Consider the following 26112-nt stretch of genomic DNA (forward strand, 5'->3'; position numbering starts at 1 on the left):
TTATCAACTCCCCGCCACGGGTTAAGTGAGTTCTTCAAGCGGGGGCGCACCGCTTGAACTCTTATCTGGGGAGTTCATATGGCGGCGTCTATCCCGCTAAAGGCGACAGAACTGAATGTTCCACCAGCTTATTCTCACGTTGACGCGCATGTGGGCAGGCAAATCCGCGTTTGGAGAATATTGGCCAGAAAGTCGCGAACCGAACTGGCGGCGGCCGTCGGTGTCAGTCGCCAGCAAATTCAAAACTATGAAACGGGTCGAAACTGTGTGCGAGCCTCGACACTTTACGCGATTGCCGGCGCCTTGAACGTAACGGTTGGCCAACTGTTCGATGGTCTTCCTCCGACAAAAGATCTCGGATCGCTTTTCGCTAAAGAAGAAATAACAGATCCGCCGGGCGAAGTGCGATTCCTGCTGGGCCACCTGATGCGGTTGTCGCCGCGCCTGCGCGAACGGGTAGCGGCGCTCATTCACGCGCTCGCGCGAGCTGAAGAGCGTAGTGACGGAGCTGGTAGCGGTTCCCCCCCTCTGAGAAATCGCACGTGCCAGTAATCAATCTTACAGGCTCAGAGAAGATCTTAATCTCCGGCGACGATGTACGGCAAGCTATCTAACGTGTTCGTTCTGTCAAAGTCTGGATGACCCCGGGCGTGCACGCCCGACATTTTACGTTGGGTGCCTCAAGCAGGTAGTCCGTTCCCCGAAGAAAAGAACATCTTGGCAGTGACGATACTTTGGCTATCGGTTCATTGGGTGTTCCGGCGTGACCCAACCACGCCAATTATCGAGCATCTGGACAAGAGTTTTTATCTTCGACGCGGTACAAAAAACTAGCGAGCGCGCGTCATATCCTTTATCCTGAGCGGTGAGGCAGCACGTACTGCCTTGGGGCGTGGAAACCCCTACGAGCGACTGGTGTTGGTCGATTCAACATCGCACTCTCTGACCTTTTCGGGTCGGGGAGCCTGTGGCGTATGTCCAGGTTCCCCGGAACTAAAGGCCGCAGGGCTGTCTCGTACAGTTTCCAACTCCCCGATCATTCGGAGGTTTAGTGAGTCATTCGCGGGGACGTACCGCGGTAACTCATTCCGGAGACTGGCCGTTGAAACTTCAATCCCATGTTTTTAAACAGGGGCAATGCCGGGTAACGTCTCATCAGCAGAGAACCTGGCGCACTGCCCGGGTCGACTTGGTCCGACGAACAGGGCTTGACAAGGAAGAGACGGCGATCGTCTCTGACCACCATCTGTTGCTTCTTAACCTACGTGGCAATTCAGAGCGGGGCGACTATTTTCTCGATAACAGGAGGGCCGGTTTCGTTGCGCGAAAACCTGGCGCGATCCTGTTCATTCCAGCAGGTTGCCGTTGGCATGGCTGGGAAATTGGAGCGTCCACGGCGGCTTACCTGTCTATCATGGTTCATCCGGCCCAACTGACCAGTCTGACGACCTCGCCGATCACTTTGCCGACGATGTCGCCGGATCTTGGCTTCGAAGACCAGGTCATCATGAATGCTGCCCGCGGGATAGGCGCTGAAATCTGCGAACGGAACTCCTTGAGCGGGATGTTGGTCGAAGCTTACGTGGCAACGATTTTCGTACAAATGATGCGTCGGCAGGAGCGCTTTCAAAATTTCTTCAAAGGCGGACTGGCTGCGGCGGATCTGAGCCGCGTGGTTCAAAAAATCGAGGAGGGGCTGGCTGAAAATGTGACCCTGAGCCAGCTTGCGGCAGTCGCAGGCATAAGTGTTCCGCACTTTTGTCGTGCGTTCAAACGAAGCTTCGGCTGCCCGCCCTATGAATTTATCATCAGACGGCGGATCGAGCGTGCCAAGGAACATCTTCGTGATTCCGAAATGACCATCACGGAAATTGCCCTGGCATGCGGCTTTTCGACATCGAGCCATTTCGCAAACAGTTTTCGCCGGCAGGTCGGTACGACTCCGCAAATGTACAGGGCGGCCTGGTCGAACAAGGCTTTTGGTTGAATTTGCGATAAAATCGCGCACGATTATCAACATTCTGCAAGTTTTGCTCGGTACACCTCGACATTCTCGGTTTTGTAAGCAGCCGAGGACAAGCCATTGCATTCATACCAGCTCCCAGCGCAACACTCGCCTATCTGTATTCAGAAATCAGCCGCTCTGAAGGTTGTGGACCTCAAGAAGAGCTACGGGCATTTCGAAATTCTCAAAGGGATTTCCCTGACCGCCAACGCCGGCGACGTTATTTCAATTCTTGGGGCAAGCGGCTCGGGAAAAAGCACCTTCCTGAGATGCCTGAACTTTTTGGAAGAGCCGACAGACGGCCAGGTTTGGCTGTCGGGGCATCGTGTCGAGATGCGCCCAGGCATGGCTGGTCGAAAAGCGATCAACGCGCTGCGGGCAAGGCTTGGAATGGTATTTCAGAACTTCAATCTCTGGTCCCACAAAACGGTTTTGGAAAACATCACGGAGGCTCCGATCCACGTCAGGGGCTTGACCAAGGCAGATGCTCGTCAAAGGGCGGAGGAACTACTTGCAAAGGTTGGGCTTGCAGACAAGCGGAATTCCTATCCCGCCCATCTGTCCGGCGGGCAGCAGCAACGCGTGGCGATTGCCCGCGCCTTGGCTATGGAGCCCGAGATCCTTCTCTTTGACGAGCCGACATCCGCATTGGATCCGGAGCTTGTGGGCGAGGTGCTGAAGGTCATTCAGTCTCTTGCTGGTGAGGGTCGAACGATGTTGATCGTGACGCACGAGCTTGCCTTCGCACGGCAAGTGTCGACCCGTACAATTTTCTTGCAACAGGGTTTGATCGAGGAAGAAGGCCCACCGGACGTTGTCTTTGGCAGCCCTTCTTCATCTTCGCTGAGACGGTTTTTATCCTCCCACATTGGAGGGCGATGAGATGCTGTCCGTCCACGGATTCGGTGAACAGATGCTGGCCGGGGCCATCACAACCCTTCAAGTTGCATTCGCAAGTCTGGCTTTCGGCATCGTCGTTGGATGGTGCGGCGCCTTGGCGAAGCGCAGCCAAAGCAGGGGCGTCCGGTGGGTGGCGAATGGTTACACCACTGTTATCAGGGGTGTTCCGGAGCTGCTTCTCATTCTCATGTTGTATTATGGAGGCACTGTCGCGCTTACGACGTTGTTTGGTCGATACGTTGAAATTGATGCGTTCTCGGCCGGTGTTCTCGCTCTGACGGTCGTGTTCGGTGCTTATGCAACCGAGGTATTCCGGGCGGCTATTCAGGCAGTGCCCGCGGGTCAAATTGAGGCAGCTCGCGCACTGGGGTTCTCAAATCTGTCCGTGTGGCGTCTTGTGATCATGCCGCAGATGTGGCGGCATGCTCTGCCCGGTCTTGGAAATCTATGGCTGACGTTATTGAAAGATTCGGCGCTGATTTCGGTTGTCGGGCTCGAAGACCTGATGCGGAAGGCGAACATCGCCGCTGGCGCCACACACGATCCGCTGAAGTTCTATTCTGTGGCTGCGTGCCTTTATCTCCTGTTCACCTCGATTTCGCTCGCGGCACTTGCTGCCTTGGAGCGTCGAACTGACCGCGGGCTGCGCATCTCCCCCAAAGGAGGTTTCTGATGGAAGTGGCGTTGATTGTGCAGACACTACCGCAGCTTTTGAATGGCCTAGCTCTCACTGTTCTCCTGACCATAGCGTCCGTTGTCGCAGGGTCATGCATTGCGATCCCCTTGGCTCTCGCCGGTGCATCAGGTAGCAGAGTAATTTCCCTGCCCGTTCGGGCGTACACATTCGTGTTTCGCGGCACGCCACTACTGGTGCAACTATTTCTGGTCTACTACGGCCTCGGCCAGTTGGAATGGGTGCGGGCAAGTGTGGCTTGGCCCTTACTCCGGGATCCGTTCTGGTGCGCGCTCGTTGCATTCTCGCTGAACAATTCCGCCTACACGACAGAGATTGTGCGCGGCGGCCTTCGCGCCGTACCACCAGGCGAAATTGAAGCAGCCAAGGCGTTGGGAATGCCGCTTCTCCTTCGTATCCGACGAATCATACTGCCGATCGCTCTCCGGCTTTCGCTGCCGGCCTATGGGAACGAGGTCATTCTCATGCTGAAAGCCAGCTCGCTGGCAAGCACCATCACCATTATGGAGTTGACAGGGACCGCCAGAAAGATCGTTGCTCAGACATTCGCGCCCTACGAAGTCTTCGTAGCCGCCGCTCTTCTCTATCTCACCGTGACCTTTCTCTTCACAAGTGCATTTAGCCTCATCGAGCTTCGCTTGTCGAAACATCATCGCCGTATCGACAATGAGAGGAAGGCCGCCGAGCCGGCGCGGCTGTCAAGGGAGTTGGCATAATGAGTATCACTGCTTTCCCACCTCGGCCTGTCAGCGTCTCGTCGGCAGAACTACGCGGGAATTGGTATGAGATCGATCTACAGGCCATTCGTCACAATTACCGGCAAATTCGGGCGCATCTTCACGAACATGTGGCGGTCTACGCATGCCTGAAACGCAATGCCTATGGCTGCGGAGCAGGTCCTGTTGCAAAGGCCTTGGCTGCCGAAAATGTATACGGATTCGCCGTCGCGTCTTTGCTTGACGCGATTGCCATCCGTCGCGAAGGGATCTCGAATCCGGTACTCCTTTACCCGGGCGCTCTGCCTGTCGCAGCTGCCACGATAGAAGCGCTTGACCTGATCGTTACCGTATCAAGCATCGCCGAGTTAAGGCAATGGCGCACGAGCGTGTCAAATCTGCGGATATTCCTCAAAGTTGATCTGGGTTTCTTTCGCGCTGGGGCAACGCCGGCGCAGTTGGTCGATTTGCTCGCTGAGGCCGCTCAGGACCGAACCGTTCGGGTTGAAGGCATCTACGCTCACTTGAGTGAACTGCCCGGCTCCGGTCCGGAACTCGCTCACAGTCAACGAGCGAAGATGAACGGCATTCTAAGACAAATCCGTTCGTTGGGCATCAGCGTTCCGGTCGTCATGATGTCAAGCACCGAAGGTGTTTTGAACTACCCGGACATGGACTTCGATGCAGTCGATCCCGGAGCACTGTTTGTCGGTATTTCTGACGTCGAGAAACCCGTGCGTGACGTGCGCCTGCGACCGGCGTTGACGGCGATCTCGACAACACTCATTTCCGTTAAACGTCTCGATCAATCTCTCGATCCACCCGACAGCATTTCGTGGATACGCCCCGACATGGTTCTCGGAGTGATTGGAATGGGATGGGGTGATGGCCTTCCCAGAGCTCTGCCGGAGAGGGCAGTGGGGCTGGTACGCGGCAAACGCGCAAGACTTCTTCCGCCGTCCCATCTTGAGCATATCCGCATCGACCTTAGCCATATCCCGGAGGCCCGCTTTGGGGATCAGGTCGTCCTGCTAGGACGCCAGGGCGCCGAACAGATCAGCATTGAGGAGTTCGCGAGCACCAGAGGCACCGACGCGATCGGGATTTATGGGGACCTTCGTGACCACATCCCACGCCTCTACATCTAATCCGAAAAGCAAAGAAGGGGAATAAATATGAAAGTCTCGCAACTGCTGTGCCTCTTGCCGATTGTTATAGCACTCGTTGGTCACGCAAATGCCCAGGAATCGAAGACGATTACTATTGCTACAGAGGGGGCTTTCCCTCCCTGGAATTCCATCAACTCCTCTGGAGAGGTTGAAGGCTTTGACGTGGACGTGGGAAAGGCGTTGTGCGAGCGGGCGAAGATCTCTTGCCGGTTTGTCGCTCAGGCCTGGGACGGGATCATTCCGGGATTGACGGTCGGCAAATATGATGCGGTCATGGCCGGAATGTCGATCACTGAAAAAAGAAAGAAAGTCATAGCTTTCTCCGAACCATACGCTCTGACCTCCAACTATTTCGTCGTCGCGAACTCAACTGGCCTCCCCGCGATGGACCCGGCCGCCGCAGTCGATCTCTCCTCGGATAATTCCGCAACCAGACTGCTTCTCGAGACTCTGAGGTCGAACTTGAAGGGCCGAATACTGGGTGTGCAGGGGGCAACGAATGCTGAGGCATTTGTGAGGGAGGTGCTGGGGGAGGACGTGGAGATCAGGACCTATGACAAACAGGATAATCTGAACCTGGATCTGCTTGCCGGGCGGATTGATGGCGGACTGGCGGATTATTCAGTGTGGAAAGCATTTCTGGACGCTGACGGAGGGAAGGTCGCATCGCTCTATGGTCCCCGGATTTCGGGTGGCGTCTTTGGCCCAGGTGTCGGTATCGGCCTTCGCAAAAACGACAGCAATCTAATAAGCCTCTTTAACCGAGCAATCCTGGCGATGAAGCAAGATGGGACTTTAAAGTCTGTCAGTATCAAGTGGTTCGGCATTGATATGGTGTCAACGCCATAACCAGTTCTGCGCGCCTCGTATGCTACCCGACCTTGGACAGCTTCACGTCAGACCTTGGTCTGATCGAAGGGCGACAAAAGTTTTTTCTCGTGTCTGCTGAAGTCCCGTCAAACCTTTTGTCACATATTTGGACTTGACCCTCCAAGGTGTAGTGACGACTTGTACGGGCTCAGAGTTTTGCCCATCGGTGCGGTCAGATTTCCGCATCCTTGGCATACAGATCGAACCCGAAGGAGGCTGGAGGTGTTACCACGCCGCAAACTGATCGCCGTTTTCCCGTGTCTGCTGTTGACCCTCTTTAACACGGCTCTTCCCTATACGATTAAAATTCACGGTTTCTCCGCTGCATTTCACGAGCAGATGGCTGAGGCCGGAAACGGTAATGGTGCTGGCAACGGAAATGGCGGCGGTGGAGGCAGCGGGGGAGGTGGCGGCGGCAATGGAGGGGGTAGCGGAAACGGAGGCAGCAACGGTAACAGTGGCGGCAATGGTAATGGTAATGGTAATGGTAATTCGGGCGGCAAGGGAAACAATAACAGCCAGTCGTCAGGCACCGGAAACGCTGCGAAAACCGAGGCCGATGTCGACGACGCGGCGAATGCAGGTCGCGGTACTTTGACTGTCCGCCACAAGGATGGCATCAGCGAAAGCGTTCAGCGCGGCCGATACGTGATGAAGGATGCAAAGGGCAGAACAATCGTCAATCGCGATGCAACAGTCTCTGACGAGCAGCGGCTCAGGGCCTTCCTCCGCTAACGGCGCCGGTCAATCTCGTCACGAAATGCCATCGCGGCTTCCGTCCGGTTGCTCACGCCGAGCTTGGTAAAGATCTGTGTCATGTGATGTTTTATCGTCTTTTCGTGCAAATCCAGTTTCAGCCCAATATGCTTGTTGCTTAACCCTGCAGATGCCAGCTCCAGCACCTCCCGTTCGCGCTCCGTGAGTGCGACAAAGGGATTGGCCCGGGCGCCTGACCCGGTTTGGGAAATCAGACGTGCCGACAGCGTCGGAGCGACGTAGCTGTCACCTGCCGCGACGGTTCGAATGATATCAGCCAGTGCACGGGACCCGACTCCTTTCAGGACGTAACCCTTTGCCCCAGTCTTTAGAGCTGTCATGACGTCATCGCCTGCCTCGGAAACCGTCAGCATCACGATCTTTTGGGCCGGGACCTGTTCAAGTATGAGCGGCACAGCTTCCAGCCCGCCTCCAGGCATGGAGATATCGAGCAGCAGGATGTCCGGTCGGTGCTCCGCGGCTATGCGCAGCGCATCGTCCCTGTTGCTACCCTCGCCAACGATCTTGAATTCGTCCATTTCGGTCAGGCTTCGGATAACACCTTCTCTGAACAGAGGGTGATCGTCCACAACTGCCAGACTGATCTGCTCCGCGGTCATGCCTGTTCCATTTCCTCGATGTTAAGCGACATCCGCACGATGGTCCCACGATCGGATGAAAAGAGATGGAAGACTCCGCCCAGGCTTTCAACGCGGTCCCTAAGACCCGCGAGGCCGAGTTTCTCGGGTGAAACGTCGCTCATTCTGAATCCGTGCCCTTCGTCCGCTACTTCGACGGTCACCTGGCTGCCTTCGGATGATTGCGTAACTTTTTGTCCAATGCCGCCCGCATGGCGATAGCCATTGTTCAGGGCCTCCTGAACAAAACGATAGATACAGATCTTTGCAGCTCTGGAAAGATACGCAGGTGTTTCGTTGAGTAAGAGGTCGACAGTGACGCCCGTGCGCTGCTCGTGGGCAACAATCGCGCGCTTCAGAAGCGCGGCAAGACTGTCCGTTTCTATGTGCGGTAACATCAGCCCGCTGCAAATGCCCCTGATTTCTGCCATGGCGTCATCGAGGCTTGTCTTGATGTTCGTCAAGGATGCTTCCCGCTCCTCGGCAGGAGTACGAGGATCGGCGAGCTTCGGACTGTCAAGGCGCAAGGATGCATAGGCGACCAATTGTGCGGGACCGTCGTGCAGGTCGGCACCGATGCGGCGCAAGTAACTCTCGTTGAGGGACGTGGCCCTTTGTGTCGCACGCTGAACACGCGCGCGTAGGGCCTCGTTCTGCCGCAGCAGGGTGGAGAGTTCATCGATGCGGTCATTGAGGGCCCTGCGCTGGCTGTCGATGGTTCGGCTTCCACGCAGGACCATAATCGACAAGAGGCCAAAAAATATGGTCGTGAACGCCGCGACCGCGAGCCAGCTCAGGAGGCGGGCCTGATTAAGACTCCATTCGAATTCATCAGCGACCTCAAAAAATTCAGAGACGGCGACGACCTTGCCCGACCACGGCTGCAAGACCGGATTGTAGATTTGCAGAAGTGGCTTTTCGCTATTGCGTTCGGCATCGCTCTCGACGCCGTCGATCCGATTGAACCTCGCTGTCATCTGGCCGGTAAAGGCCGTTTTGAGGTCGCCGGACAGTGGGAACTGCTTGCCGGAAAGGCTTTTTTCGCTGGAATAGAGAATAGTACCGTCGCTGCGCCAGAGCCGAAACGAAAACAGTCGTTTTCCAAGTGCGCCCTGCCCAAGGGTCTCATCCAGGGCCCGTGTTATCGAATCGTCCAGGCTCTGGGTGGTTTGCATGTCAGGCAATAGAGGAGCAATCACGCTGTCGACGTAAAGCGCGGTCGTTGCCGCGGAGTTACGTGTCACGGCGTTTTCGATCAGGCTGGCAACGAAATAACCCACGACCACCATTGCGCAGATCGCGACAAAACCGCCCGCAAGCAGGAACTGGCGTGCGAGTGACTGGGAATTCCAGCGTGCCACCGGGCTCGTTATCGGCGCCTCCTGGTCAGGGCCTGTCCGCAGAATGCGCATTATCAGCACTCATCTCCCAATCCTTCATAGCTACCCGTCAACGCAAGGTGTCCACCATGCCCGCGGGAGGCACCGGTTTCCCCGATGTGAGCTCGTCGTCCGGTCCATACAATCAGCGACCATCGGTCGCGATCAATCGGACTATGGTCCGAATGCCCAGGGCATAGGTCGGAGTGGAGTAGAAACCCGAGATTTCGGCAATATTGTAGTGGGTAACGATTTGCTGGCACCGCGGCTCTGCGCAAGCGGTGACCGACTATGAAAAGGACCTGCTCATGAAAATCTCCTCGCTGATCGGTACCGCAAGCCTTGGGCTCGTCCTGGCCCTTGCCCCCATGGCGGGAGATACTCCCGGCTTCACGCACGCAGCATTTGCGAAGGACGGGAACGGCGGCGGCAATGGCGGTGGTAATGGAGGAGGAAACGGCGGTGGCAACGGAGGAGGCCATGGCGGAGGGAAATCTGGCGCCGGCGAAAGCCGGGCGTCCTTGAATTCATCCGCGCACAAGGGCTCTTCGGTATCATTGAAATCGCATCACCCCGACAAAACTTCAAAATCTCACGCCGAGAAATCCAAAACGCAAAGCGCAAAGCCCGGCACTGGCAGCCTCAGCTCGATGAAGAGAAACTACCATGCCTATCTGAATTCCCAGGACCCCAAGATGGCGGCGCTTGCAGCCTACGTGAAGGCATATGCGGAATTCGAAATTCAGTACGGGGTGGGGGCCGTGCCCACAGATCCCGCGCTTAGCGAAGCTGCCCTTGTCTCGGCGCTGGAACAGTTGGCAAACAGGCCGGTCACCGACGTGGAGCTTGCCGAAGCGAAGAGCATTTTGGGCGCTGGAACAGATACAGGGAAAATCGCAGAGGTTCGCGACGCTCTCGAACAAAAAGATGGAAACTGAGAGACAGCCGTAAAGGAGTGGCACGCGTGGACCTGCCTTCGTCTGCGATCAGGAACTCACCTACGCGGCTGCAAGTTTTCTGTCCTGCGCCTTGGGAGTTTGGTGTCGGTCGACCTCATTTAATTGCCGGAGTAATGACCGGCACTATCGCCGGATCAAGTTGCCCGCCGCGAGCTTGATCCGGCGATGTCATATAGGCGACCCGTTTGCCGTGAATACCTGATAATCGGTTGGCTGCTGCTAACATGCGTAAGCTCTCGATAACGATCGGCGACAATGGAAATCTCGTTCGTGGTTTCGGCCACTTAGGGCCGATAGCCGGAGATCAGCCCCTGGCCGAAGCGGTCAAATGTGACCGGGCTGTCTTTCAGAAGCGTTACGCTCTCGGACACTCCAAGTCGTCGCATCGCATATCCCATTTTCTCGGCTATCTGAAACAATACGCGTTATCTTCATCGATTCCGCCGGTCGCTAGAGCAACTGCTCCAGGCGGTGCGCGCGAACGGCAGGAACGTTCCCTTCAACGGCGCCCGGCGAGCGTCACGCGTGTTTCGACTAACACTTTCCAATCCCTGTCAGTCCTGCGTTGGAACTCCTTTCGAAGCAGACCCACGTCCGAGAAAAGATGGCGACCCATGGCCCCTCTTTGGGATCACAAGAGGGGCGCATCAGCGGACAGATTATCTTCTTCGGAGGTGCGGCCTCGCATCCGCAACCTTGACCACGACGTCTCACTTTTTGGCAGGCCCGGACCGGGTCGATCATTGCAAACCGATCCTGCGTGAGCTAGTTAACGTCATCCACAAGGACCCGGTGAAACTCCGGGTGGCTCTTCTGGCCGCCGATCCGCCAGACAACACAGCAACGCAACCTATGCCATATTCGAGGACCGAGTTTCGCTCGGCCCGTTGCCTCAACTGTGAAAAATATTCCGATGAAAACTCTTTCAAACTACCGTCAGGAGTGGTTCTCCAACATCCGTGGCGACGTACTTTCGGGTATCGTCGTCGCTCTCGCGCTTATCCCGGAAGCGATAGGCTTCTCGGTGATTGCGGGTGTCGATCCCAAGGTCGGCCTCTACGCTTCCTTCGCAATCGCCTGCGTGACGGCCTTTGTGGGCGGCCGGCCGGGCATGATCTCTGCTGCCACGGCGGCGACCGCTGTCGTCATGATCTCGCTGGTCAAGGACCATGGTCTTCAGTATCTCTTCGCCGCCACCATCCTGATGGGCATCATCCAGATCGCTGCGGGATGGCTGAGGCTGGGCCGCGTGATGCGCTTCGTTTCCCGTTCTGTCATCACAGGCTTCGTCAATGCGCTTGCGATCCTGATCTTCATGGCCCAGTTACCCGAACTCCTTGGGGTCCCGACGCTCACCTACATGATGATTGCAGGCGGTCTTGCCATCATCTACCTCTTTCCATACGTGACCAAGGCGATCCCATCGCCGCTTGTGGCCATCGTGGTTCTCACGGCCATGGCATGGTGGTTCGGCATGGACCTGCGCACCGTCGGCGACCTTGGCGAACTTCCCTCTTCGATCCCATTCATGATGCTTCCTCAGGTTCCGTTGACCTGGGAGACGCTGCAGATCATCTTGCCATACTCGGTAACACTTGCTGCTGTCGGCCTGCTGGAATCGCTGCTTACCGCGCAGATCGTCGATGATATGACGGACACGCCCAGCAACAAGAGCCAGGAATGCGTTGGACAGGGCGCGGGAAATATCTCCTCGGCACTGATCGGCGGCATGGGCGGATGCGCCATGATCGGACAATCGGTCATCAACGTAACATCTGGTGGTCGAGGACGTCTTTCAACCTTCGTGGCTGGTTCTTTCCTGCTGTTTCTGATCGTCGTCCTCAACGATCTCGTCCGGATTATCCCCATGGCAGCGCTTGTTGCGGTTATGATTATGGTTTCAATCGGCACTTTCTCCTGGAGGTCGATCGTCGATCTGAGACGTCACCCGCTTCCGTCGTCCTTCGTCATGCTGGCGACCGTCGTAACGGTCGTTGCAACACATGATCTGGCGAAAGGCGTGATCGTTGGCGTCCTGCTGTCCGGCATCTTTTTCGCTGGCAAGGTAGCCCGCCTGTTCAGTGTTAAGCGCCTGGAGGACCCCGAACAGAACAGTGTCACCTATGCGGTAGTTGGGCAGGTCTTTTTTGCGTCGGCAGAAGCCTTTATCCACGCTTTCGACTTCACCCATAAGGGCAAACGGATCATCATCGATCTCACAAAGGCCCATCTCTGGGACATCACCGCAATTGGCGCGTTGGACAAGGTCGTACTGAAGCTCCGTCAGGCGGGCGAGGAGGTCGAGGTTCTCGGATTCAACGAAGCGAGTGCTGATATGGTTGACCGCTTCGCGCTGCACGACAAGGATGAGCGGCGAGCGGCAAGCGCCGCACTACACTGACCGCCTTCATCCGTGCACCTTTGATGTTGTGGGCGAGCGTGATGGATCGAACCGAATTACGGCGGACGTGAAGGTGTCGATGGGCGTCGTTGCGCTGCTTTTGCTGTTACGGTTGCACCCGGGCCTGATGGCTGGCGCGTCGACCTGCACCGATCAAACCGCCCTGGCGGCCCGAGATTGAAGGAAGGGAGACTGGTCTTGCTGCCGCTCGAGGAATGGCGGTAGCACGGTCGGGCAAGAAGGTTAAAAGTGACATTGCGGCAAGATGATCGAGATGAAAACTGACTCTAGCGAGGTCGCAACAGATCACGCGTACACCTCGCAGCGGTCAACGATTGCAGCGCTGTTCAGAAAACAAATGGCTGGTCACTTTTACGCGTGACGCTTACTTTTTGGAACGTGATTCAGGGCGGAAAGAAGCGCAACCCGGGACAACCACATAATGCGTCTGGCTTATTGCTCATGTCGACAGCTGACACTAACGGCGAATGGCGAACCGGTGAAGGTATCAATTTGCCACTGCCGGGAATGCCAGCGCCGTACCGGCTCCGCGTTCGGCGTAGCCGTGTTTTACGGGGCCGGCCAGGTGACCGCAACCGGCAACCATAAGGCATTTCTACGCCGGGGCGAAAGCGGAAAGAAGTTGGAGTTCCGCTTTTGTCCTTGCTGCGGATCTACGGTATATTGGCTCCCGGAATTCCGGCCAAACCTCGTCGCGATTGCCCTCGGCTGTTTTGAGGATCCATCAGGCATCGAACCGACACAGAGCGTATATGAAGCCATGCAATTCCCTTGGGTCTCTTTGTGTTTGCGAAGTGAGGGACCCCACTGACCGGCCGCGTTTGCGACCGCAAGCCTCTACCATCACTCCGGCGCGACGTTAGCTTCCGGCCCTCGTCGCCTGCATGTATTATTATAACCTACTTTCTGTGGTTTCCCGAAAATGCGGCCGTCAATCCGAGGCCGATGTAAATGGACCCGCTGACCCAGCGTTCAGCTTTAAGGTAGACCGGGCTGCGCTTCAGCCAGTTACCCGCCGTCCCGGCAGCGAGTGCATAGGCGCCGTCCGTGAGCACTCCGATCACTGTGTAAAGAACCCCGAGGAACGCAACCTGCATTGCCACATGGCCACGCTGGGGCTCAACAAACTGCGGCAGAAAGGCGAGGAAGAACAACGCGGTTTTCGGATTGAGGAGGTTGACCAGGAAACCCTCGCGGAAAATGCGTCCGCGACTGCGCGGCTGGTCTGCGCCGTTAACGTCGGGAATGCTCGCGGGACCGAAAAGCTTCTTGAAGCCCAACCAAATCAGGTAGGCCGCGCCGGCATATTTCACCACGCTGAAGGCGATCGCGGAAGACGCCAGGAGCGCCGACAGCCCCGCAGCAGCCGCGGCGACATGCACGAGTGTGGCCGCGTGAATGCCCAGAATCGAGACGAGGCCAGCAGAACGGCCCTGCTCGACCGATCGGGCGAAGATGTAAAGAACCGCCGGCCCAGGCACGAGAAGCAGAACAAGAGTGGCGCTGACGAACAGGCTGAGATTGGCCGCGCCGGGAATTATCGAATCCATGATTGTCTCACTCCCCTCTGTGGCGATAGCAATAGCATTGAAAAGCGTTCGATGCGAGACCGGCTTGTTGTGTCGCCATCCAATGGTTCAGTGAGTATGGAGTTCGCACGTCACGTTGATGTCTTCGAACGAACCAGCTTCAGTGGCGGCTTGAACTACTATGGCAACCTCGATGTGACCCGGTACCTGTGACGCTCGCTCCACGGTTTATACGCTGGCCTTGCGGCTGTTTATATCGTGGGAGAGCGGACCCTCGCCTGAGTATGCCCGGCCCGCGGCAAATCATCGACAAAATGACGAAACTCGTTCCCGACCTGACGAGGAGCTACGTAATACCACACTGTGGACATTGGCGCCGCGGAAAAAGCCCGCGATGTTGGGCGCAATCATTGCCTTTGCGAGGTCTATACGGGGTTACGAGTGAGACTGTCGCACAGCAAAATCCGGGGGCACCGTCGTTGGTTTTGTTCCGGCCGGATCACTCTCTTTGCTAGGCTCTGGTCCAGTTGAAACAGCCGAGGGGCAGAGCGGCGTTGCTTACCAACAGTGCACCGTGGCGATAGAGTTCCAAGGGATTTCCATCCGCCGGCATATCCACTGCCCACAATTGGCCCGACGCGTCAGAGGCAATTATCCTGCCGTTTACCGCGGCAATGGCAGCAAAGGCATCCAGCTCGCTTGTGCCGGGTGAGAAAAGTACCGTCACCTGTGATTGACCGGACGGCGGCAGCAAAGCAAGCGGGCCCGCAGTCAGTGCCGCCACGACGAGCAAAAACGGCGATCTGGGTACACCACCTCCCCTTCTTGACCTGCTCCGGCGCAGTATCCAGCCAATGGTCAAAGGGAAAAGTCCAAACATGGCAAACCAGAGCAAATCCCAAAAAAGCGGGTTATCCACGTCCATACGGACCCGGTGAATTCCCAGCAGCCAGTGTGACACAATACTGTCAAGGACATGCCATCCACCGAAGCCGACGACGGCATTGGCAAACAGAAACCGATCCGCTCCTTGAGCAGGGAATTCATTACGGGCTCGCCAGAGCAAGCAAAGCCCAACGATAGCAACGAGGTACATCAGCGCATGAAAAATACCATCCCAGAGAATGAGAAGGCGAATATCCAGGCGTGCCTGCTCAAGACCACTTAAAAGATGATGCCATTGCAACAACTGGTGCAACAAAATGCCGTCGAAGAACCCGCCGAGTCCAAAGCCCAGCATATAACCGGCCCATCGAAACTCTCCGGAAAAGGGCCGGAGGCTTGTTTCAGCTCCTGCGTCTGTCATTGATTTCCCTCCACTCCATTGCCATTCCAACCTCAGGAACGGGCCAATGTTCCGGAGTGTCCGTAGTTGCATGAGCCGGTCGCACGGGGCTTTGGAACTGCGGCTGCTTATGTATCAAGAGGCAATCGCGAGGATCAAAACTCGGAGCGGCTAGCGGCTGACTTGGGTCGCGGAAGTGCTTTGTACAACACGTATTCGTAACGGCGCGAATGATCGGGGGCTTCCACAACGAAAGGTCAAGCCGTTCCAAGGACCACGCGCGGTAAGCGACAGATCGGGTGAGAGTGCTTTGGGACGTTAGCTTTCAAGTGAACAGGCCTCAGGTAACTGACGGTCGGCACAGGGTCATCCCGGATCAATGACTTCGGCCGCGTCTAATGACAAGCCAGACGCAAGCGAGCTGCTCCAAGTTGCAAGTAAAGGAGAATCGAATGTCTGCAATCGACCGGATTGGCTCAACCGCCGCGATTTACACACGTTTGCGGCCGCAGCAGGTCACTCACACAGTCCCCGGCCAGGCTGCCGAGCGGCCAGTTGCGGCTTCTTTTGGAGGCGCCCCCGCGCCCCTTTCCTCCAATCTAGCAAATGTACTCTGGTCGCTCCAGGGAGAACCGGCCGGACACATTGATGAGGCGCCTCTGCAGGACGGCGGGCCAAGCCCAGAGGAAGAACTGAGCAAATGGGCGCGTATGAGCCTCGGCGAAAAAATCAGGGCGCAGTATCTGGAGGCGCGCGGATTAACGGAAAGCGATCTTGCCGCAATGTCGCCCGACGAGCGGAAGGCGATCGAGGACGAGATCAAGAACGCGATCATGGCTGCACTGGAGAATACTGGCGACGACCACACACGCCGGAGGCCGTGATCCAGTCCCAAAACGGAAGAGGTTAAGCCCCGCCGGTGCGACCGGATGAAAAGCAGTCCCTCGACGGGTGGATGCTCCCCGGCGCATGCCTGTTGCTTTTGCGTCTATAATCCCCCGCCGCCCGAGTGTTGTGTCGGTTACCTGTCACTGCAGACGGAACTCGCCGTCAATGCGCCGCCATTCATTCGGCCCAATCAAACGCTGGTGTGTAAAGCGCACGGAGTGAAGGGGGCCGTCGAGCCTCGTTTGCCAAAAGTCGAGGAACTTGTGCATTTCGGGGAAGTCGGGGGCCAGGTCATAATCCTGCCAGACAAAGGTCTGGAGCACGGCCTCGAAATCCGGAATCCGATATAGGATGTGGGCAGTTGTGAGGCCATAGCCATTGAGCTGGCGTTCGAGATCGGATGAAAACTGCATGCTTCATCTCCTTTCGTGACACGGCAAAGTGTGGCGCAAAATTTTCCAGGCATCAACGGTCTTCTCAACGCGAACCGTCAGAATCTCGTTCCTTTACAGCGCATTAGCAGCAGACCATCCTGAGTGCTGATTTTTTTGTGCCGACCTCTTGAAATTCAAAAATCGCCAAACCAGATTTTTGCGCGCGAACGCTCGGACGAGGTTCGCACTTCCGGACCGGCCACCCCCGGCCCGGAAAGAATAGACGTCATCTTTTTTGTCTTACGGAGGAAAATATGTCGTTCCGACCGCTTCATGACCGCATTCTCGTCCGCCGGGTCGAATCCGAAGAAAAGACCAAAGGCGGTATTATCATTCCCGACACTGCCAAGGAAAAACCCCAGGAGGGCGAGGTCATCGCCGTTGGGCCCGGTGCGCGCAACGATGCCGGACAGATCCAGGTGCTCGACGTCAAGGTGGGCGACCGCATCCTGTTCGGCAAATGGTCAGGCACCGAGATCAAGATCAATGGCGAAGACCTGCTGATCATGAAGGAAAGCGATGTCATGGGCATCATCGGGGCCCAGGCTGAGCAGAAGAAAGCCGCCTGAGCATCCCACCCTACACCCATCAGTCAGATAGCTGCCTATTGAGGAGTTAGAAAAATGGCTGCCAAAGAAGTCAAGTTCCACACCGATGCCCGTGAACGCATGCTGCGAGGGGTCGATGTGCTCGCTAATGCCGTGAAAGTCACCCTTGGCCCCAAAGGTCGTAACGTCGTTATCGACAAGTCCTTCGGCGCACCGCGTATTACGAAGGACGGCGTGTCGGTCGCGAAGGAAGTCGAGCTTGAAGACAAGTTCGAGAATATGGGCGCGCAGATGCTGCGCGAAGTCGCTTCGAAGACCAACGATCTGGCCGGCGACGGCACCACGACCGCAACTGTCCTCGCCCAGGCAATCGTCAAGGAAGGTGCTAAGGCGGTAGCCTCCGGAATGAACCCGATGGACCTGAAGCGCGGCATCGATCTTGCGGTCGAAGCTGTCGTCAAGGAGCTGAAGACCAACGCCCGTAAGATAACCAGCAATTCCGAAATCGCCCAGGTTGGCACAATCTCTGCGAACGGGGATACGGAGATCGGCCGCCATCTTGCCGAGGCGATGGAGAAGGTCGGCAACGAAGGCGTCATCACCGTTGAAGAAGCCAAAACCGCTGAAACCGAACTCGAAGTCGTCGAAGGCATGCAGTTCGACCGCGGCTACCTGTCCCCCTACTTCGTCACCAATCAGGACAAGATGAGGGTCGAACTGGAGGATCCCTATATCCTTGTCCACGAAAAAAAACTTTCGAACCTTCAGGCGATGCTTCCGGTTCTCGAAGCTGTGGTCCAGTCGGGCAAACCTCTCCTGATCATCGCTGAAGACGTCGAAGGCGAAGCTCTTGCAACGCTCGTCGTCAACAAGCTGCGTGGCGGCCTCAAGATCGCTGCGGTCAAGGCTCCGGGCTTCGGCGACCGCCGCAAGGCCATGCTGGAAGATATCGCCATCCTGACCGGCGGCACTGTTATCTCCGAAGACCTCGGCATCAAGCTTGAAAACGTCACGCTCAACATGCTCGGCCGCGCCAGGAAGGTGGCGATCGAGAAGGAGAACACCACCATCATCGACGGCGTTGGCTCCAAGGCGGAGATCGACGGGCGCGTCGCACAGATCCGGGCACAGATCGAAGAAACCACCTCCGACTACGACCGTGAAAAACTGCAGGAACGCTTGGCGAAGCTCGCCGGCGGTGTTGCCGTCATTCGGGTCGGCGGTTCGACAGAAGTCGAGGTGAAGGAGAAGAAGGACCGCGTCGATGACGCGCTGCACGCCACTCGTGCGGCGGTAGAGGAAGGCATCCTGCCTGGCGGTGGCGTCGCGCTGCTGCGCGCTGTCAAGGCACTCGACAATCTCGGTACGGCCAACCAGGATCAGAAGGTCGGCGTCGAGATCGTCCGCCGTGCAATCGAGGCGCCCGTCCGTCAGATTGCCGAAAACGCCGGCGCTGAAGGGTCTGTTATCGTCGGCAAGCTGCGCGAGAAGACGGACTTCTCCTTCGGCTGGAACGCACAGACAGGCGAATACGGTGATCTCTACGCGCAGGGCGTCATCGACCCGGCCAAGGTCGTTCGTACTGCGCTTGAGGATGCCGCCTCTGTGGCAGGCCTTCTGGTGACGACCGAAGCGATGATAGCCGAAAAGCCGAAGAAGGATGCCGCGCCTGCACCCGTCGGAGCGGGAATGGACTTTTGATAGAAGGGGGGCGCCCAGAGGGCGCCCCCTGTTTGGTGCTCCCTGGGAAACGATGTGGAGCCTGACCGGCCAAATGCCAGCGCGAGTATTCTTCCGCAAATTCGCGGGCGTCTGGATGAACGCAGTGAAGGCGGCCGGTGGGCTGTTTCTCCCGGAATAATAAATTGCCAAGGCGTCAGGGGCGGCGTCCACTCCTCCAATATGCGCATCAGTCGTCCAGCCCCGAATCTTCGCGGCATAGGTTTCTGCGAAAGCGGAATCGACCACACGAAACTTTCACCAAGAAATCAATCGGTTCCGCCGAGGTTTTTCCATTCTGCTGTCAGTCAGGGTGGAATGCTGCGCGGTTGACATGGCGACCTCGTCGCAGTTCGACTGCCCGAAGTTCGGAACGGATGCGACATCGACTGAGGAGGGGCCTGTTTAATGTCTCCTGGCTTTGCATAGTCGAGTTAACCGCACTGCGAGTTACTAGTGGCCGAATTTTTAGTCATCCCACCACCGCCGCTGAAAACGCGGATTTGATCAGTGTTTTCGTATATTCAGCCGACGGCCGGTTGAAGATGGCGTTTGTCTCTCCCTCCTCGACGATCTTTCCGTTTCTCATGACGATGACGTAATCTGAAATGGCCTTGATGACGGACAGGTCGTGGCTGATGAAGATGTAGGAAAGGCCGTGGGTTTTCTGAAGACCACGTAGCAGATCGATCACCTGGCCCTGAACGGACCGGTCCAGCGCCGACGAGGGTTCATCAAGAATGATGACCTCGGGTTTGAGAATGATGGCGCGGGCAATGGCAATGCGTTGGCGTTGTCCCCCGGAAAATTCGTGGGGGTAGCGGTTGCGGTCGGCGGGATCGAGGCCCACTTCTTTCAGTGCCTCGCTTGCACGCCTGTCCCGTTCCGCACGGTTGAGGTCCTGGTCGTGCACGACGAGACGAATTCACCAGGGAAAATTGCCACCTGAGAGCTGAGGGTGAGAAACGGCCGGCGACACCGATTGTAGCTCGTGACCGAGGGGTTGGTGGCCTTCGCGACACGAGCACGACGTCTACAGAGACTGAGTTTGTAACCTTTTGAACTTGCCGATAATAAGATCGGCTTGCCAGAATGGCTGGAAACGCCCAAAATGTGCTGAAGCAGAACCGGGAAGGGCTTCATGAGCGTGTACAACCTGTCCATGGGACTCGGTGTTGTAGTGTTGATCTGCATAGTCCTCAAAGGCTTGGGGATGCACCAGGATCAAGCCTGTGGAGCAGCTCGACAACCCACAAAGCGACGGTATTCCGCCGAACTAGTCGACCGTCTGCATGTTTGGGCGGCGACCCTGAAGGCGTCGGCGAGTTGCTGATGATCAATCTCGTGTCCGGCAAGTCATCACGAGTACACAAGAAGCCCAATACTTGAATGCGCCCACAGCATAATCTTCCGGACCTTTGTGCGGCACCGTACGAAGGCGGTTTTTTACCCGGCTTAACCATGTTGGTTCCAGCCGCTTTAAGCTTCATTCACGTAGTGTGGACGAAACACAGGCGGACATAACTATGCGAACACTTCTGCAGTCGAAATGGTTTTGGCGATTTGGCCCGCCCTTTATCGCGTCTATCGCTATATGCGGGCTGCTTCTCTTGTCACTCTACTGGGCATCGATCACAAGCGATTCTGTCGCGGTTGCAAGACAGCGTGACGTGGTCGCCCTGACGGTATCGAAACTCAAGTCGTCGATTGCTCATGATCAGGAAAGCGCCACTGTCTGGGATGACGCCGTCACGAACTCCCTTGCCCGTAATCCGTACTGGATGGAAACCAATCTCGGCGTATGGATGAATACCTATTTCGGACACGATGCTGCAATCGTGCTGACAGCGGACCTTGATCCGATCTATCAATTTCTTGTCGATCACAATGACGCGTCCACCGCCGATGGTTTGCGGACCGCCTATCTACCGTTAGCGACGAAACTGAAGGAACGCCTTATCGCAGGCGATCAGGAGGGAACGAGTAGCAAGGTGCTCTCCATAGGCGAAGCGGACATCGTCTACGTTGGATCACGTCCGGCGATCGTCAGCATCAAACCAATCGTTTCCGATACAGGAGATATCGAGCAGCAACCGGGGCAGGAAAATCTGCATGTTGCGGTCCGTTTTCTGGATGGAGATCTCGCAGCAACAGTGGGTCAGGAATACCAGTTCGAAAATCTTCGATTTGCCCTTCATCAGCCAACGGACCCGCGTTTTTCTTATCTTGCCTTGCGTTCGAAATCCGGCCAGGTCGTTGGCTACTTTGAATGGCAGCCGTTCAGGCCCGGCCAAAAAGTTCTCGAGGCTACCATTCCCGCGATCGCATTAGCATTTTTCGCCATATTCGGTGCAGCGAGCGTCGGTGGAAACGCACTCTGGAGGCGGTCGAGCCGATTGAAGGCGAACCAGGAGCAGTTGCAATACCAGGCGGCACACGACACCCTCACCGGCCTTGCCAATCGCTCCGAATTCAACGCGAGAGTTGCGGCGGTCGCGCAGGATGCAAGGGAAGACGAGGCGCATGCCGTTCTGTTCATCGATCTCGACAGGTTCAAGGAGGTGAACGACTCCCTCGGCCATCCTGCAGGCGACAAATTGATATCGCTTGTTGGGGCGCGGCTCACGAGCCTTTTGCCTGACAGTGTTGTTGCGCGGATCGGTGGGGATGAGTTCACCGTTCTTGTCACATTGAACGAGTTGCTGCAGCCGGAACATGTTGCAAAAATCATTGTGGACGACCTTCGATTGCCTTTCGAGATCGTGGAGACGCAAGTCACAATTGGTGCCAGCGTCGGAGTGTCGGTAAAGAATGGTGCGTTTGATGCAAACGAGGCTATACGTCAGGCCGACATCGCACTGTATCACGCCAAAGCAGCTGGCAGGAATACTTACGCAATATTCGGCGACCACATGGACGACTTGCTTCGCAAGAGAAGGGCTATGGAATCCGACCTGCGGAAGGCGGTCAACGGCCACGCCGAGATAGAGATATACTATCAGCCAGTCTTCTCAGCACGGGAGGGGAAGCTCTGTTCGCTCGAGGCTCTGTCCCGCTGGAACCACCCCGGACTCGGATACGTAAGTCCCGAAGAGTTTATTCCGCTCGCCGAGGAATGCGGTCTGATCCACGAAATTGGTGCCATTGTGCTGGAAGACGCCTGTTCGATGCTGGCGCAGTTCCCCGACATCGATATTGCGCTCAACGCCTCCTCGCTGGAACTGTGCTCGCCGGCCTACCCGCTGAACGTAATTGCCGCGCTCGAAAAATGGCAGGTTGCGGCTAACCGCCTGGAGATCGAGATAACGGAAAGTGCAGCGACCGGCGATGACGGCCGATCGGAACAAAGTATTGCGGCCCTGCGCGCAGCCGGCGTGAGATTTGCGATCGACGATTTCGGGACAGGATACTCTTCATTCTCCCGGGTTCAGAAGATCGAGGTGGATCGCATCAAAATAGACAGATCATTCATCGAGGAAATCCACAGAAGCGACAACAGGGCCCTCGTCAGTGCCATGATCGATGTCGCGCGGGCCAAAGGGTTGAAGATTACAGCTGAGGGTGTTGAGACAACGGAGCAACGCGACGCTTTGGAGAGCCTCGGTTGCCATCATCTGCAGGGCTTTCTGCTCTCACGGCCTTTGGCGCCGGATGCTGCTCGCGCGCTGCTTTCGGCGCCCGATACCGCCTCAACGCTGCCCGGTCACGCGGGGTTTGGCCTGACCGCCAGCGGTATACGGTAAGGCGCTGATCGTGAAAAATATAACATTGCCGGGGGGGCGTGGCGTGCCGTACAATTCCTCGCCGCTCACTTCGCACCGGCGGAACCAGACGAGTCTTCTCCCCACGTGCTTCTCACACGATATCGCAAGACACGGTCTGCTTGCGGCGAAAGGTTCTGCTCACCTCGTCGCCAATGGGTACTAGCCTCCCATCCCGTCGCGTGGGCTCCGTCCCTGGGAACGGGGTGGATCGCGTTTTTTGGCAGATCCGAATTCGCGACCTCACGCCCGAAAAAACAACCCCTGATAATAGGCAGATTGCTGGCCCGTCCGTCGTTATCTAGTTTCCGTCGACGTTGACACGACAAAACGCGAAGGTGTCCATGACCAAAGAACCAAAGAGCCGGCTGCCTTCGCTGACTGCTGTCACAGCGGGTTTCATGTTTGCCTGTACCCTCGTCGGTGCCGCGATTGTGTTCAAGGTGGTAGACGATCGAATGGTCGGTTTTCAGGAGGCAAGCCTGCGAACTGCCGTGGAAACCAGGGCGCGGGGCGTCCAAACAGCTTTCGCCGCTTCCCTTTATCGGGAATGGATAAACCTTGAAACGCTGGGAAGCTCGCTTGCGGTGAGCCAGCCTGAAGAGATCCAGGACGATCTCTCAACGCTCGTGGGAAGCGGACGAGTTGTGTCATGGGCAGGTTATGCCGGAAATGACGGCAAAGTTCGTGTCGCGTCAAATGGTCTATTGGTCGGGGCGGACGTGTCATCGCGTCCATGGTTCCAGAGGGGGCTTCAGGGCAACTTCGCCGGGGATGCGCACGAAGCGGTTCTTCTTGCGGCTAAACTTCCTGCTCCCGAAAGTGGAGAGCCGTTACGGTTTCTCGATTTGGCAGCCCCTGTAACCGGTGTTGGTCAGTCAGTAACAGGAGTTCTTGGGCTTCATCTTAATCTGGAGTGGGCAAAAGCCTACATTCGTGAGTTGAGTGGTGCCCTGGACGTCGACGTGCTTATAGTCAATCCCGAGGGCAGGGCTGTTATATCGTCCTCGAATGAGAGCCCTTCCAACCTGGACCTGCCAAGCTTTCGAAGAGCAAGGACAGGTGCCACCGGCGTGAGCCTCGAGTTATGGCCGGATGGGAAGAATTACTTCGTAGCCACGCTTCCCGAGGCCAGCTACCAAAGCCTTCCAAGATTTGGATGGTCTATTGTCGCGAGGATCGATGCGAATGCATTCAGGAATCCGGCCAATAGCTTCTCCAGTGGGCTACTTCTCAGTTTGTCTCTCCTGACCGTGGCGCTGCTGCTCCTCATGTCATTGTTCATTGTCTCGTTTATTCGGCCCTTCCATCACCTCGCCGTGAATGCCAAAGCCGTTGCTGATGGACAGAACGTATATCCCTACGAGAGCAAAAGAACCTCTGAACTGGCTACAATCGGCTCGGCAATTTCCCGCTTGCAGGCAAATGCAGACCGACATGACGACAGGTAGGCAAGCCGGACCGTCTACTGGCGGGCAAAACGGGTGGTGGCATCCTTGATGATCGCCGATAGCCGTGTTGACGTGACACTTGGGACGCTCCCTCCAGCGTAAAGTCTTTTCAGCAAGAGTTGGTACTGTGTTTCATCCAGACCCAGCGCAACGACCAGACCGTCGTCGGTCCGATCCAGCACCGTGGCGGTGAAATCTCCAATTTCTTTGAGTTTCATGGTGATGTGGGTAGCTATAGGCGCGTCTACCCCTCTGAGACGGGCAGTTTCCTGCGTCAGGTCGGTCATCCAGACACGCTTCAGCGCACCGCCGATGGATATTACAACCCGCTCGGGACGATCAGCATAGTGTTTTTCCAGTCTTGGCAGTTCGACGCAGACCAGCAGCGTCACGGCGAGGATCACCAGATTGTAAACAGTCCAGAACAGGATAACGACCTTCCCGTCTCCTGCGTCATTGAATGCGAAACGGTCAGAGACAAGACCTATCAGGACCCCCGCAACCGTCAGAAAGGTCAAAAGGAGGAAGGGGCGCATCAGACGCCATTGCACAACGACTTTGGTTCGGTCTCCTCCCTTTGCCGTAACACTGAAAGGGTGACCTTTCGGCTTCACAAGCCCCACAATCGCGGCTCTCGATATGGGGAGCGCACCAAGCAACTGGCTGACGTCATTGACGATGGGGATCACCATTCCCGACGAGATAAAATTCAACACGAACAGGATCCAGACCATATACGTCCCGAAATAGCTGATGACATCGGGAACAGATGCGTTGACCACCGTGATGTTGAAAAACCAGTAAAAGAGAGGAAAGGTCATGGAGGCGATGCGGAATGTGAAGGTGGTGAGCCAGAAAAACACCGAGTCAACGACGCTCCAGCGATCGCGCAGCCGCAAATTGTTCCGCGAGAAGGGACCCAGCCTTCCCCGGGCAATCTGCATGAGCCCCAGGCACCATCGAGCTCGCTGAGTGACGTATTCCTTCAACCCCTCCGGAGCAAGGCCCTCGGTCAACGCTTCGTTCAGATAGACCGTCCGATAGCCGTGCTCCTGCAACTGAAGCGTCAGCATGAAATCTTCCGTGATGCTGTCTGTCGGGAACCCACCGGAGGCCTGCACTGCCCTCCATCTGATCACCGACGACGTGCCGCAGCAGAATGCGATGCCCCACCCGTCGCGGCTTGGTTGTAAATGGTCAAAGAAAAAGCGCTGCTCGTCGGGATACGATCGGCTGAGCCCGAGATTATGCTGGATAGGATCCGGATTGAAGAAGTGCTGGGGTGTTTGAACCAGTCCGACCTCCTGGTCGTGGAAAAGCGCAAGTGCGCGCGAGACAAAATCCGTGTGAGGAACGAAGTCCGCGTCCAGCACGGCTATGAAGTCTGGCGGTTGATCGTCTTGCGCAAGAACGCCCAGGGCATGATTGATGTTGCCGGCTTTCGAGCCCTTGTTATCTGGCCTGCGAAGGTATCGAACGTCGTGCTCCTCGCAGAAGTCAAGCAGCCAGTCACGGCGCCCGTCATCCAGCACAAGAACCTGGACGTCCGGATGATCGCTGGCCTTTGCCCCGACGATCGTCCGTTCCAGAACGGCTTGCTCCTCGTTGTATGTGGCGATCAGAATCGCGACTTTTGGAGGCGGATCCGGTTTCCACCAGGATTTGTTCTCCTCGACTTCAGCGGACCGATCGGTGGTTCTGGTCAGGATTGTGAACGCGCTCAGCGACGAGAGAACAGATAATGCTTCCAGAGCAAAGAATGACCAACTGAACAGACAGTCCAGCGTGAAGCCGGGCGGGGCCAGGGTCTGGGTTCCTCGCCACCAGATATATCGCACCGCTAAAGCCATTCCGATTGCGAAAAGGAACGTCCTGTGGGTCCAGTTACGATTGTTCAGGAGGTACGGCAGGACGAGTGCGCACCCGAAGGCCAGAGCCAGATGAGCGAAGCTCGACTGGAGTTCGCTAAGATAGAGAAAACTGTCCAAG

Annotated in this window: 23 protein-coding genes, 1 pseudogene and 1 other annotated feature; of the genes and pseudogenes, 16 read left to right on the forward strand and 8 right to left on the reverse strand. The window is 56.6% G+C overall.

The features are described 5' to 3' along the window. Positions 1–78: 78 nt before the first annotated feature. The 8 genes from HQN82_RS24915 (at position 79) to HQN82_RS24950 (ending at position 7089) form a co-directional block, all read left to right on the forward strand. Positions 79–552, forward strand: coding sequence for a helix-turn-helix domain-containing protein (locus HQN82_RS24915; protein WP_173616298.1), 474 nt, complete (start codon positions 79–81; stop codon positions 550–552). Positions 553–1102: 550 nt separating this feature from the next. Beyond that, positions 1103–1987, forward strand: coding sequence for a helix-turn-helix domain-containing protein (locus tag HQN82_RS24920; RefSeq protein WP_173616299.1), 885 nt, complete (start codon positions 1103–1105; stop codon positions 1985–1987). Positions 1988–2125: 138 nt separating this feature from the next. Further along, on the forward strand, positions 2126–2887 hold the full coding sequence (locus HQN82_RS24925; protein WP_173616414.1) for an ABC transporter ATP-binding protein: 762 nt from the start codon (positions 2126–2128) through the stop codon (positions 2885–2887). A 1-nt stretch (position 2888) separates the two neighbouring features. Continuing rightward, positions 2889–3578, forward strand: coding sequence for an ABC transporter permease (locus HQN82_RS24930; RefSeq protein WP_173616300.1), 690 nt, complete (start codon positions 2889–2891; stop codon positions 3576–3578). Beyond that, positions 3578–4315, forward strand: a complete 738-nt coding sequence (locus HQN82_RS24935; protein ID WP_173616301.1) for an ABC transporter permease — start codon at positions 3578–3580, stop codon at positions 4313–4315. Before HQN82_RS24930 ends, HQN82_RS24935 begins: the two co-directional genes overlap by 1 nt. Further along, complete coding sequence (gene alr, locus HQN82_RS24940) at positions 4315–5463, forward strand: alanine racemase (protein ID WP_173616302.1); 1149 nt, start codon at positions 4315–4317, stop codon at positions 5461–5463. Before HQN82_RS24935 ends, alr begins: the two co-directional genes overlap by 1 nt. A 27-nt stretch (positions 5464–5490) precedes the next feature. Next, a complete protein-coding gene (locus HQN82_RS24945) occupies positions 5491–6333 on the forward strand; it encodes a transporter substrate-binding domain-containing protein (RefSeq protein ID WP_173616303.1) in 843 nt (280 codons plus the stop codon). A 243-nt stretch (positions 6334–6576) separates the two neighbouring features. Beyond that, a complete protein-coding gene (locus HQN82_RS24950; protein WP_173616053.1) occupies positions 6577–7089 on the forward strand; it encodes a hypothetical protein in 513 nt (170 codons plus the stop codon). Here the strand turns inward: HQN82_RS24950 and HQN82_RS24955 are convergent. Beyond that, complete coding sequence (locus HQN82_RS24955; protein WP_173616304.1) at positions 7086–7730, reverse strand: response regulator; 645 nt, start codon at positions 7728–7730, stop codon at positions 7086–7088. The two genes, HQN82_RS24950 and HQN82_RS24955, sit on opposite strands and share 4 nt — an antisense overlap. Further along, positions 7727–9160 carry a sensor histidine kinase gene (locus HQN82_RS24960; protein ID WP_173616305.1) on the reverse strand — a complete coding sequence of 478 codons (1434 nt, stop codon included), beginning with the start codon at positions 9158–9160 and terminating at the stop codon, positions 7727–7729. Before HQN82_RS24960 ends, HQN82_RS24955 begins: the two co-directional genes overlap by 4 nt. A gap of 275 nt (positions 9161–9435) precedes the next feature. Here HQN82_RS24960 and HQN82_RS24965 point away from each other — a divergent pair, with 275 nt between their 5' ends. After that, on the forward strand, positions 9436–10065 hold the full coding sequence (locus HQN82_RS24965) for a hypothetical protein (RefSeq protein WP_210259571.1): 630 nt from the start codon (positions 9436–9438) through the stop codon (positions 10063–10065). A 115-nt stretch (positions 10066–10180) separates the two neighbouring features. On the opposite strand, the gene HQN82_RS24970 is transcribed toward HQN82_RS24965, so the two are convergent. Continuing rightward, a complete protein-coding gene (locus HQN82_RS24970) occupies positions 10181–10342 on the reverse strand; it encodes a hypothetical protein (protein ID WP_173616308.1) in 162 nt (53 codons plus the stop codon). A 526-nt stretch (positions 10343–10868) separates the two neighbouring features. Next, positions 10869–10924 (forward strand) — a sequence feature (sul1 is cis-regulatory element that is thought to sense ions involved in sulfur or methionine metabolism; They are found in Alphaproteobacteria). A gap of 75 nt (positions 10925–10999) precedes the next feature. On the opposite strand from HQN82_RS24970, the gene HQN82_RS24975 reads away from it, so the two are divergent. Both HQN82_RS24975 and HQN82_RS24980 read left to right on the forward strand, forming a co-directional pair. After that, positions 11000–12487 carry a SulP family inorganic anion transporter gene (locus HQN82_RS24975; protein ID WP_173616309.1) on the forward strand — a complete coding sequence of 496 codons (1488 nt, stop codon included), beginning with the start codon at positions 11000–11002 and terminating at the stop codon, positions 12485–12487. A gap of 442 nt (positions 12488–12929) precedes the next feature. After that, positions 12930–13319, forward strand: coding sequence for a GFA family protein (locus tag HQN82_RS24980; protein ID WP_427832754.1), 390 nt, complete (start codon positions 12930–12932; stop codon positions 13317–13319). An 88-nt stretch (positions 13320–13407) separates the two neighbouring features. On the opposite strand, the gene HQN82_RS24985 is transcribed toward HQN82_RS24980, so the two are convergent. Next, entirely contained in the window at positions 13408–14058 is a 651-nt protein-coding gene (locus tag HQN82_RS24985; RefSeq protein WP_173616310.1) for a LysE family translocator, read from the reverse strand. Positions 14059–14548: 490 nt separating this feature from the next. Next, positions 14549–15343 carry a DUF2243 domain-containing protein gene (locus HQN82_RS24990; protein ID WP_173616311.1) on the reverse strand — a complete coding sequence of 265 codons (795 nt, stop codon included), beginning with the start codon at positions 15341–15343 and terminating at the stop codon, positions 14549–14551. A 431-nt stretch (positions 15344–15774) separates the two neighbouring features. On the opposite strand from HQN82_RS24990, the gene HQN82_RS24995 reads away from it, so the two are divergent. Beyond that, positions 15775–16206 (forward strand): hypothetical protein, encoded by a 432-nt coding sequence (locus tag HQN82_RS24995; RefSeq protein WP_173616312.1) that lies wholly within the window; start codon positions 15775–15777, stop codon positions 16204–16206. A 144-nt stretch (positions 16207–16350) separates the two neighbouring features. Here the strand turns inward: HQN82_RS24995 and HQN82_RS25000 are convergent, their stop codons facing one another. Continuing rightward, positions 16351–16623 carry an usg protein gene (locus HQN82_RS25000; protein WP_006699025.1) on the reverse strand — a complete coding sequence of 91 codons (273 nt, stop codon included), beginning with the start codon at positions 16621–16623 and terminating at the stop codon, positions 16351–16353. 275 nt (positions 16624–16898) lie between these two features. On the opposite strand from HQN82_RS25000, the gene groES reads away from it, so the two are divergent. Together groES and groL are read left to right on the forward strand one after the other, a co-directional pair. Further along, entirely contained in the window at positions 16899–17213 is a 315-nt protein-coding gene (gene groES / locus HQN82_RS25005; RefSeq protein WP_006699024.1) for a co-chaperone GroES, read from the forward strand. A 54-nt stretch (positions 17214–17267) separates the two neighbouring features. Next, complete coding sequence (groL, locus tag HQN82_RS25010; protein WP_173616313.1) at positions 17268–18893, forward strand: chaperonin GroEL; 1626 nt, start codon at positions 17268–17270, stop codon at positions 18891–18893. A 490-nt stretch (positions 18894–19383) separates the two neighbouring features. Here the strand turns inward: groL and HQN82_RS25015 are convergent. Then, a pseudogene (locus HQN82_RS25015) lies at positions 19384–19830 on the reverse strand (ATP-binding cassette domain-containing protein); the annotation flags it as partial. Positions 19831–20437: 607 nt separating this feature from the next. Between HQN82_RS25015 and HQN82_RS25020 the strand changes: the two are divergent. Both HQN82_RS25020 and HQN82_RS25025 read left to right on the forward strand, forming a co-directional pair. Continuing rightward, positions 20438–22654 (forward strand): bifunctional diguanylate cyclase/phosphodiesterase, encoded by a 2217-nt coding sequence (locus tag HQN82_RS25020; RefSeq protein ID WP_173616314.1) that lies wholly within the window; start codon positions 20438–20440, stop codon positions 22652–22654. A 362-nt stretch (positions 22655–23016) separates the two neighbouring features. Then, positions 23017–24123, forward strand: coding sequence for a cache domain-containing protein (locus tag HQN82_RS25025; protein ID WP_173616315.1), 1107 nt, complete (start codon positions 23017–23019; stop codon positions 24121–24123). Between the two features lie 14 nt (positions 24124–24137). On the opposite strand, the gene HQN82_RS25030 is transcribed toward HQN82_RS25025, so the two are convergent. Continuing rightward, entirely contained in the window at positions 24138–26111 is a 1974-nt protein-coding gene (locus HQN82_RS25030) for a glycosyltransferase family 2 protein (RefSeq protein ID WP_173616316.1), read from the reverse strand. Position 26112: the final 1 nt, after the last annotated feature.

It is taken from the genome of Agrobacterium pusense (assembly GCF_013285525.1).
Lineage (GTDB): Bacteria > Pseudomonadota > Alphaproteobacteria > Rhizobiales > Rhizobiaceae > Agrobacterium > Agrobacterium pusense.

Bases quoted from the DNA above. Each gene is read 5' to 3' on its own strand.
- HQN82_RS24915 (WP_173616298.1), top strand. From the start codon at position 79: ATGGCGGCGTCTATCCCGCTAAAGGCGACAGAACTGAATGTTCCACCA.
- HQN82_RS24930 (WP_173616300.1), top strand. From the start codon at position 2,889: ATGCTGTCCGTCCACGGATTCGGTGAACAGATGCTGGCCGGGGCCATC.
- HQN82_RS24935 (WP_173616301.1), top strand. From the start codon at position 3,578: ATGGAAGTGGCGTTGATTGTGCAGACACTACCGCAGCTTTTGAATGGC.
- alr (WP_173616302.1), top strand. From the start codon at position 4,315: ATGAGTATCACTGCTTTCCCACCTCGGCCTGTCAGCGTCTCGTCGGCA.
- HQN82_RS24945 (WP_173616303.1), top strand. From the start codon at position 5,491: ATGAAAGTCTCGCAACTGCTGTGCCTCTTGCCGATTGTTATAGCACTC.
- HQN82_RS24955 (WP_173616304.1), bottom strand. From the start codon at position 7,730: ATGACCGCGGAGCAGATCAGTCTGGCAGTTGTGGACGATCACCCTCTG.
- HQN82_RS24960 (WP_173616305.1), bottom strand. From the start codon at position 9,160: ATGCGCATTCTGCGGACAGGCCCTGACCAGGAGGCGCCGATAACGAGC.
- HQN82_RS24965 (WP_210259571.1), top strand. From the start codon at position 9,436: ATGAAAATCTCCTCGCTGATCGGTACCGCAAGCCTTGGGCTCGTCCTG.
- HQN82_RS24975 (WP_173616309.1), top strand. From the start codon at position 11,000: ATGAAAACTCTTTCAAACTACCGTCAGGAGTGGTTCTCCAACATCCGT.
- HQN82_RS24980 (WP_427832754.1), top strand. From the start codon at position 12,930: ATGCGTCTGGCTTATTGCTCATGTCGACAGCTGACACTAACGGCGAAT.
- HQN82_RS24985 (WP_173616310.1), bottom strand. From the start codon at position 14,058: ATGGATTCGATAATTCCCGGCGCGGCCAATCTCAGCCTGTTCGTCAGC.
- HQN82_RS24990 (WP_173616311.1), bottom strand. From the start codon at position 15,343: ATGACAGACGCAGGAGCTGAAACAAGCCTCCGGCCCTTTTCCGGAGAG.
- HQN82_RS24995 (WP_173616312.1), top strand. From the start codon at position 15,775: ATGTCTGCAATCGACCGGATTGGCTCAACCGCCGCGATTTACACACGT.
- HQN82_RS25000 (WP_006699025.1), bottom strand. From the start codon at position 16,623: ATGCAGTTTTCATCCGATCTCGAACGCCAGCTCAATGGCTATGGCCTC.
- groES (WP_006699024.1), top strand. From the start codon at position 16,899: ATGTCGTTCCGACCGCTTCATGACCGCATTCTCGTCCGCCGGGTCGAA.
- groL (WP_173616313.1), top strand. From the start codon at position 17,268: ATGGCTGCCAAAGAAGTCAAGTTCCACACCGATGCCCGTGAACGCATG.
- HQN82_RS25020 (WP_173616314.1), top strand. From the start codon at position 20,438: ATGCGAACACTTCTGCAGTCGAAATGGTTTTGGCGATTTGGCCCGCCC.
- HQN82_RS25025 (WP_173616315.1), top strand. From the start codon at position 23,017: ATGACCAAAGAACCAAAGAGCCGGCTGCCTTCGCTGACTGCTGTCACA.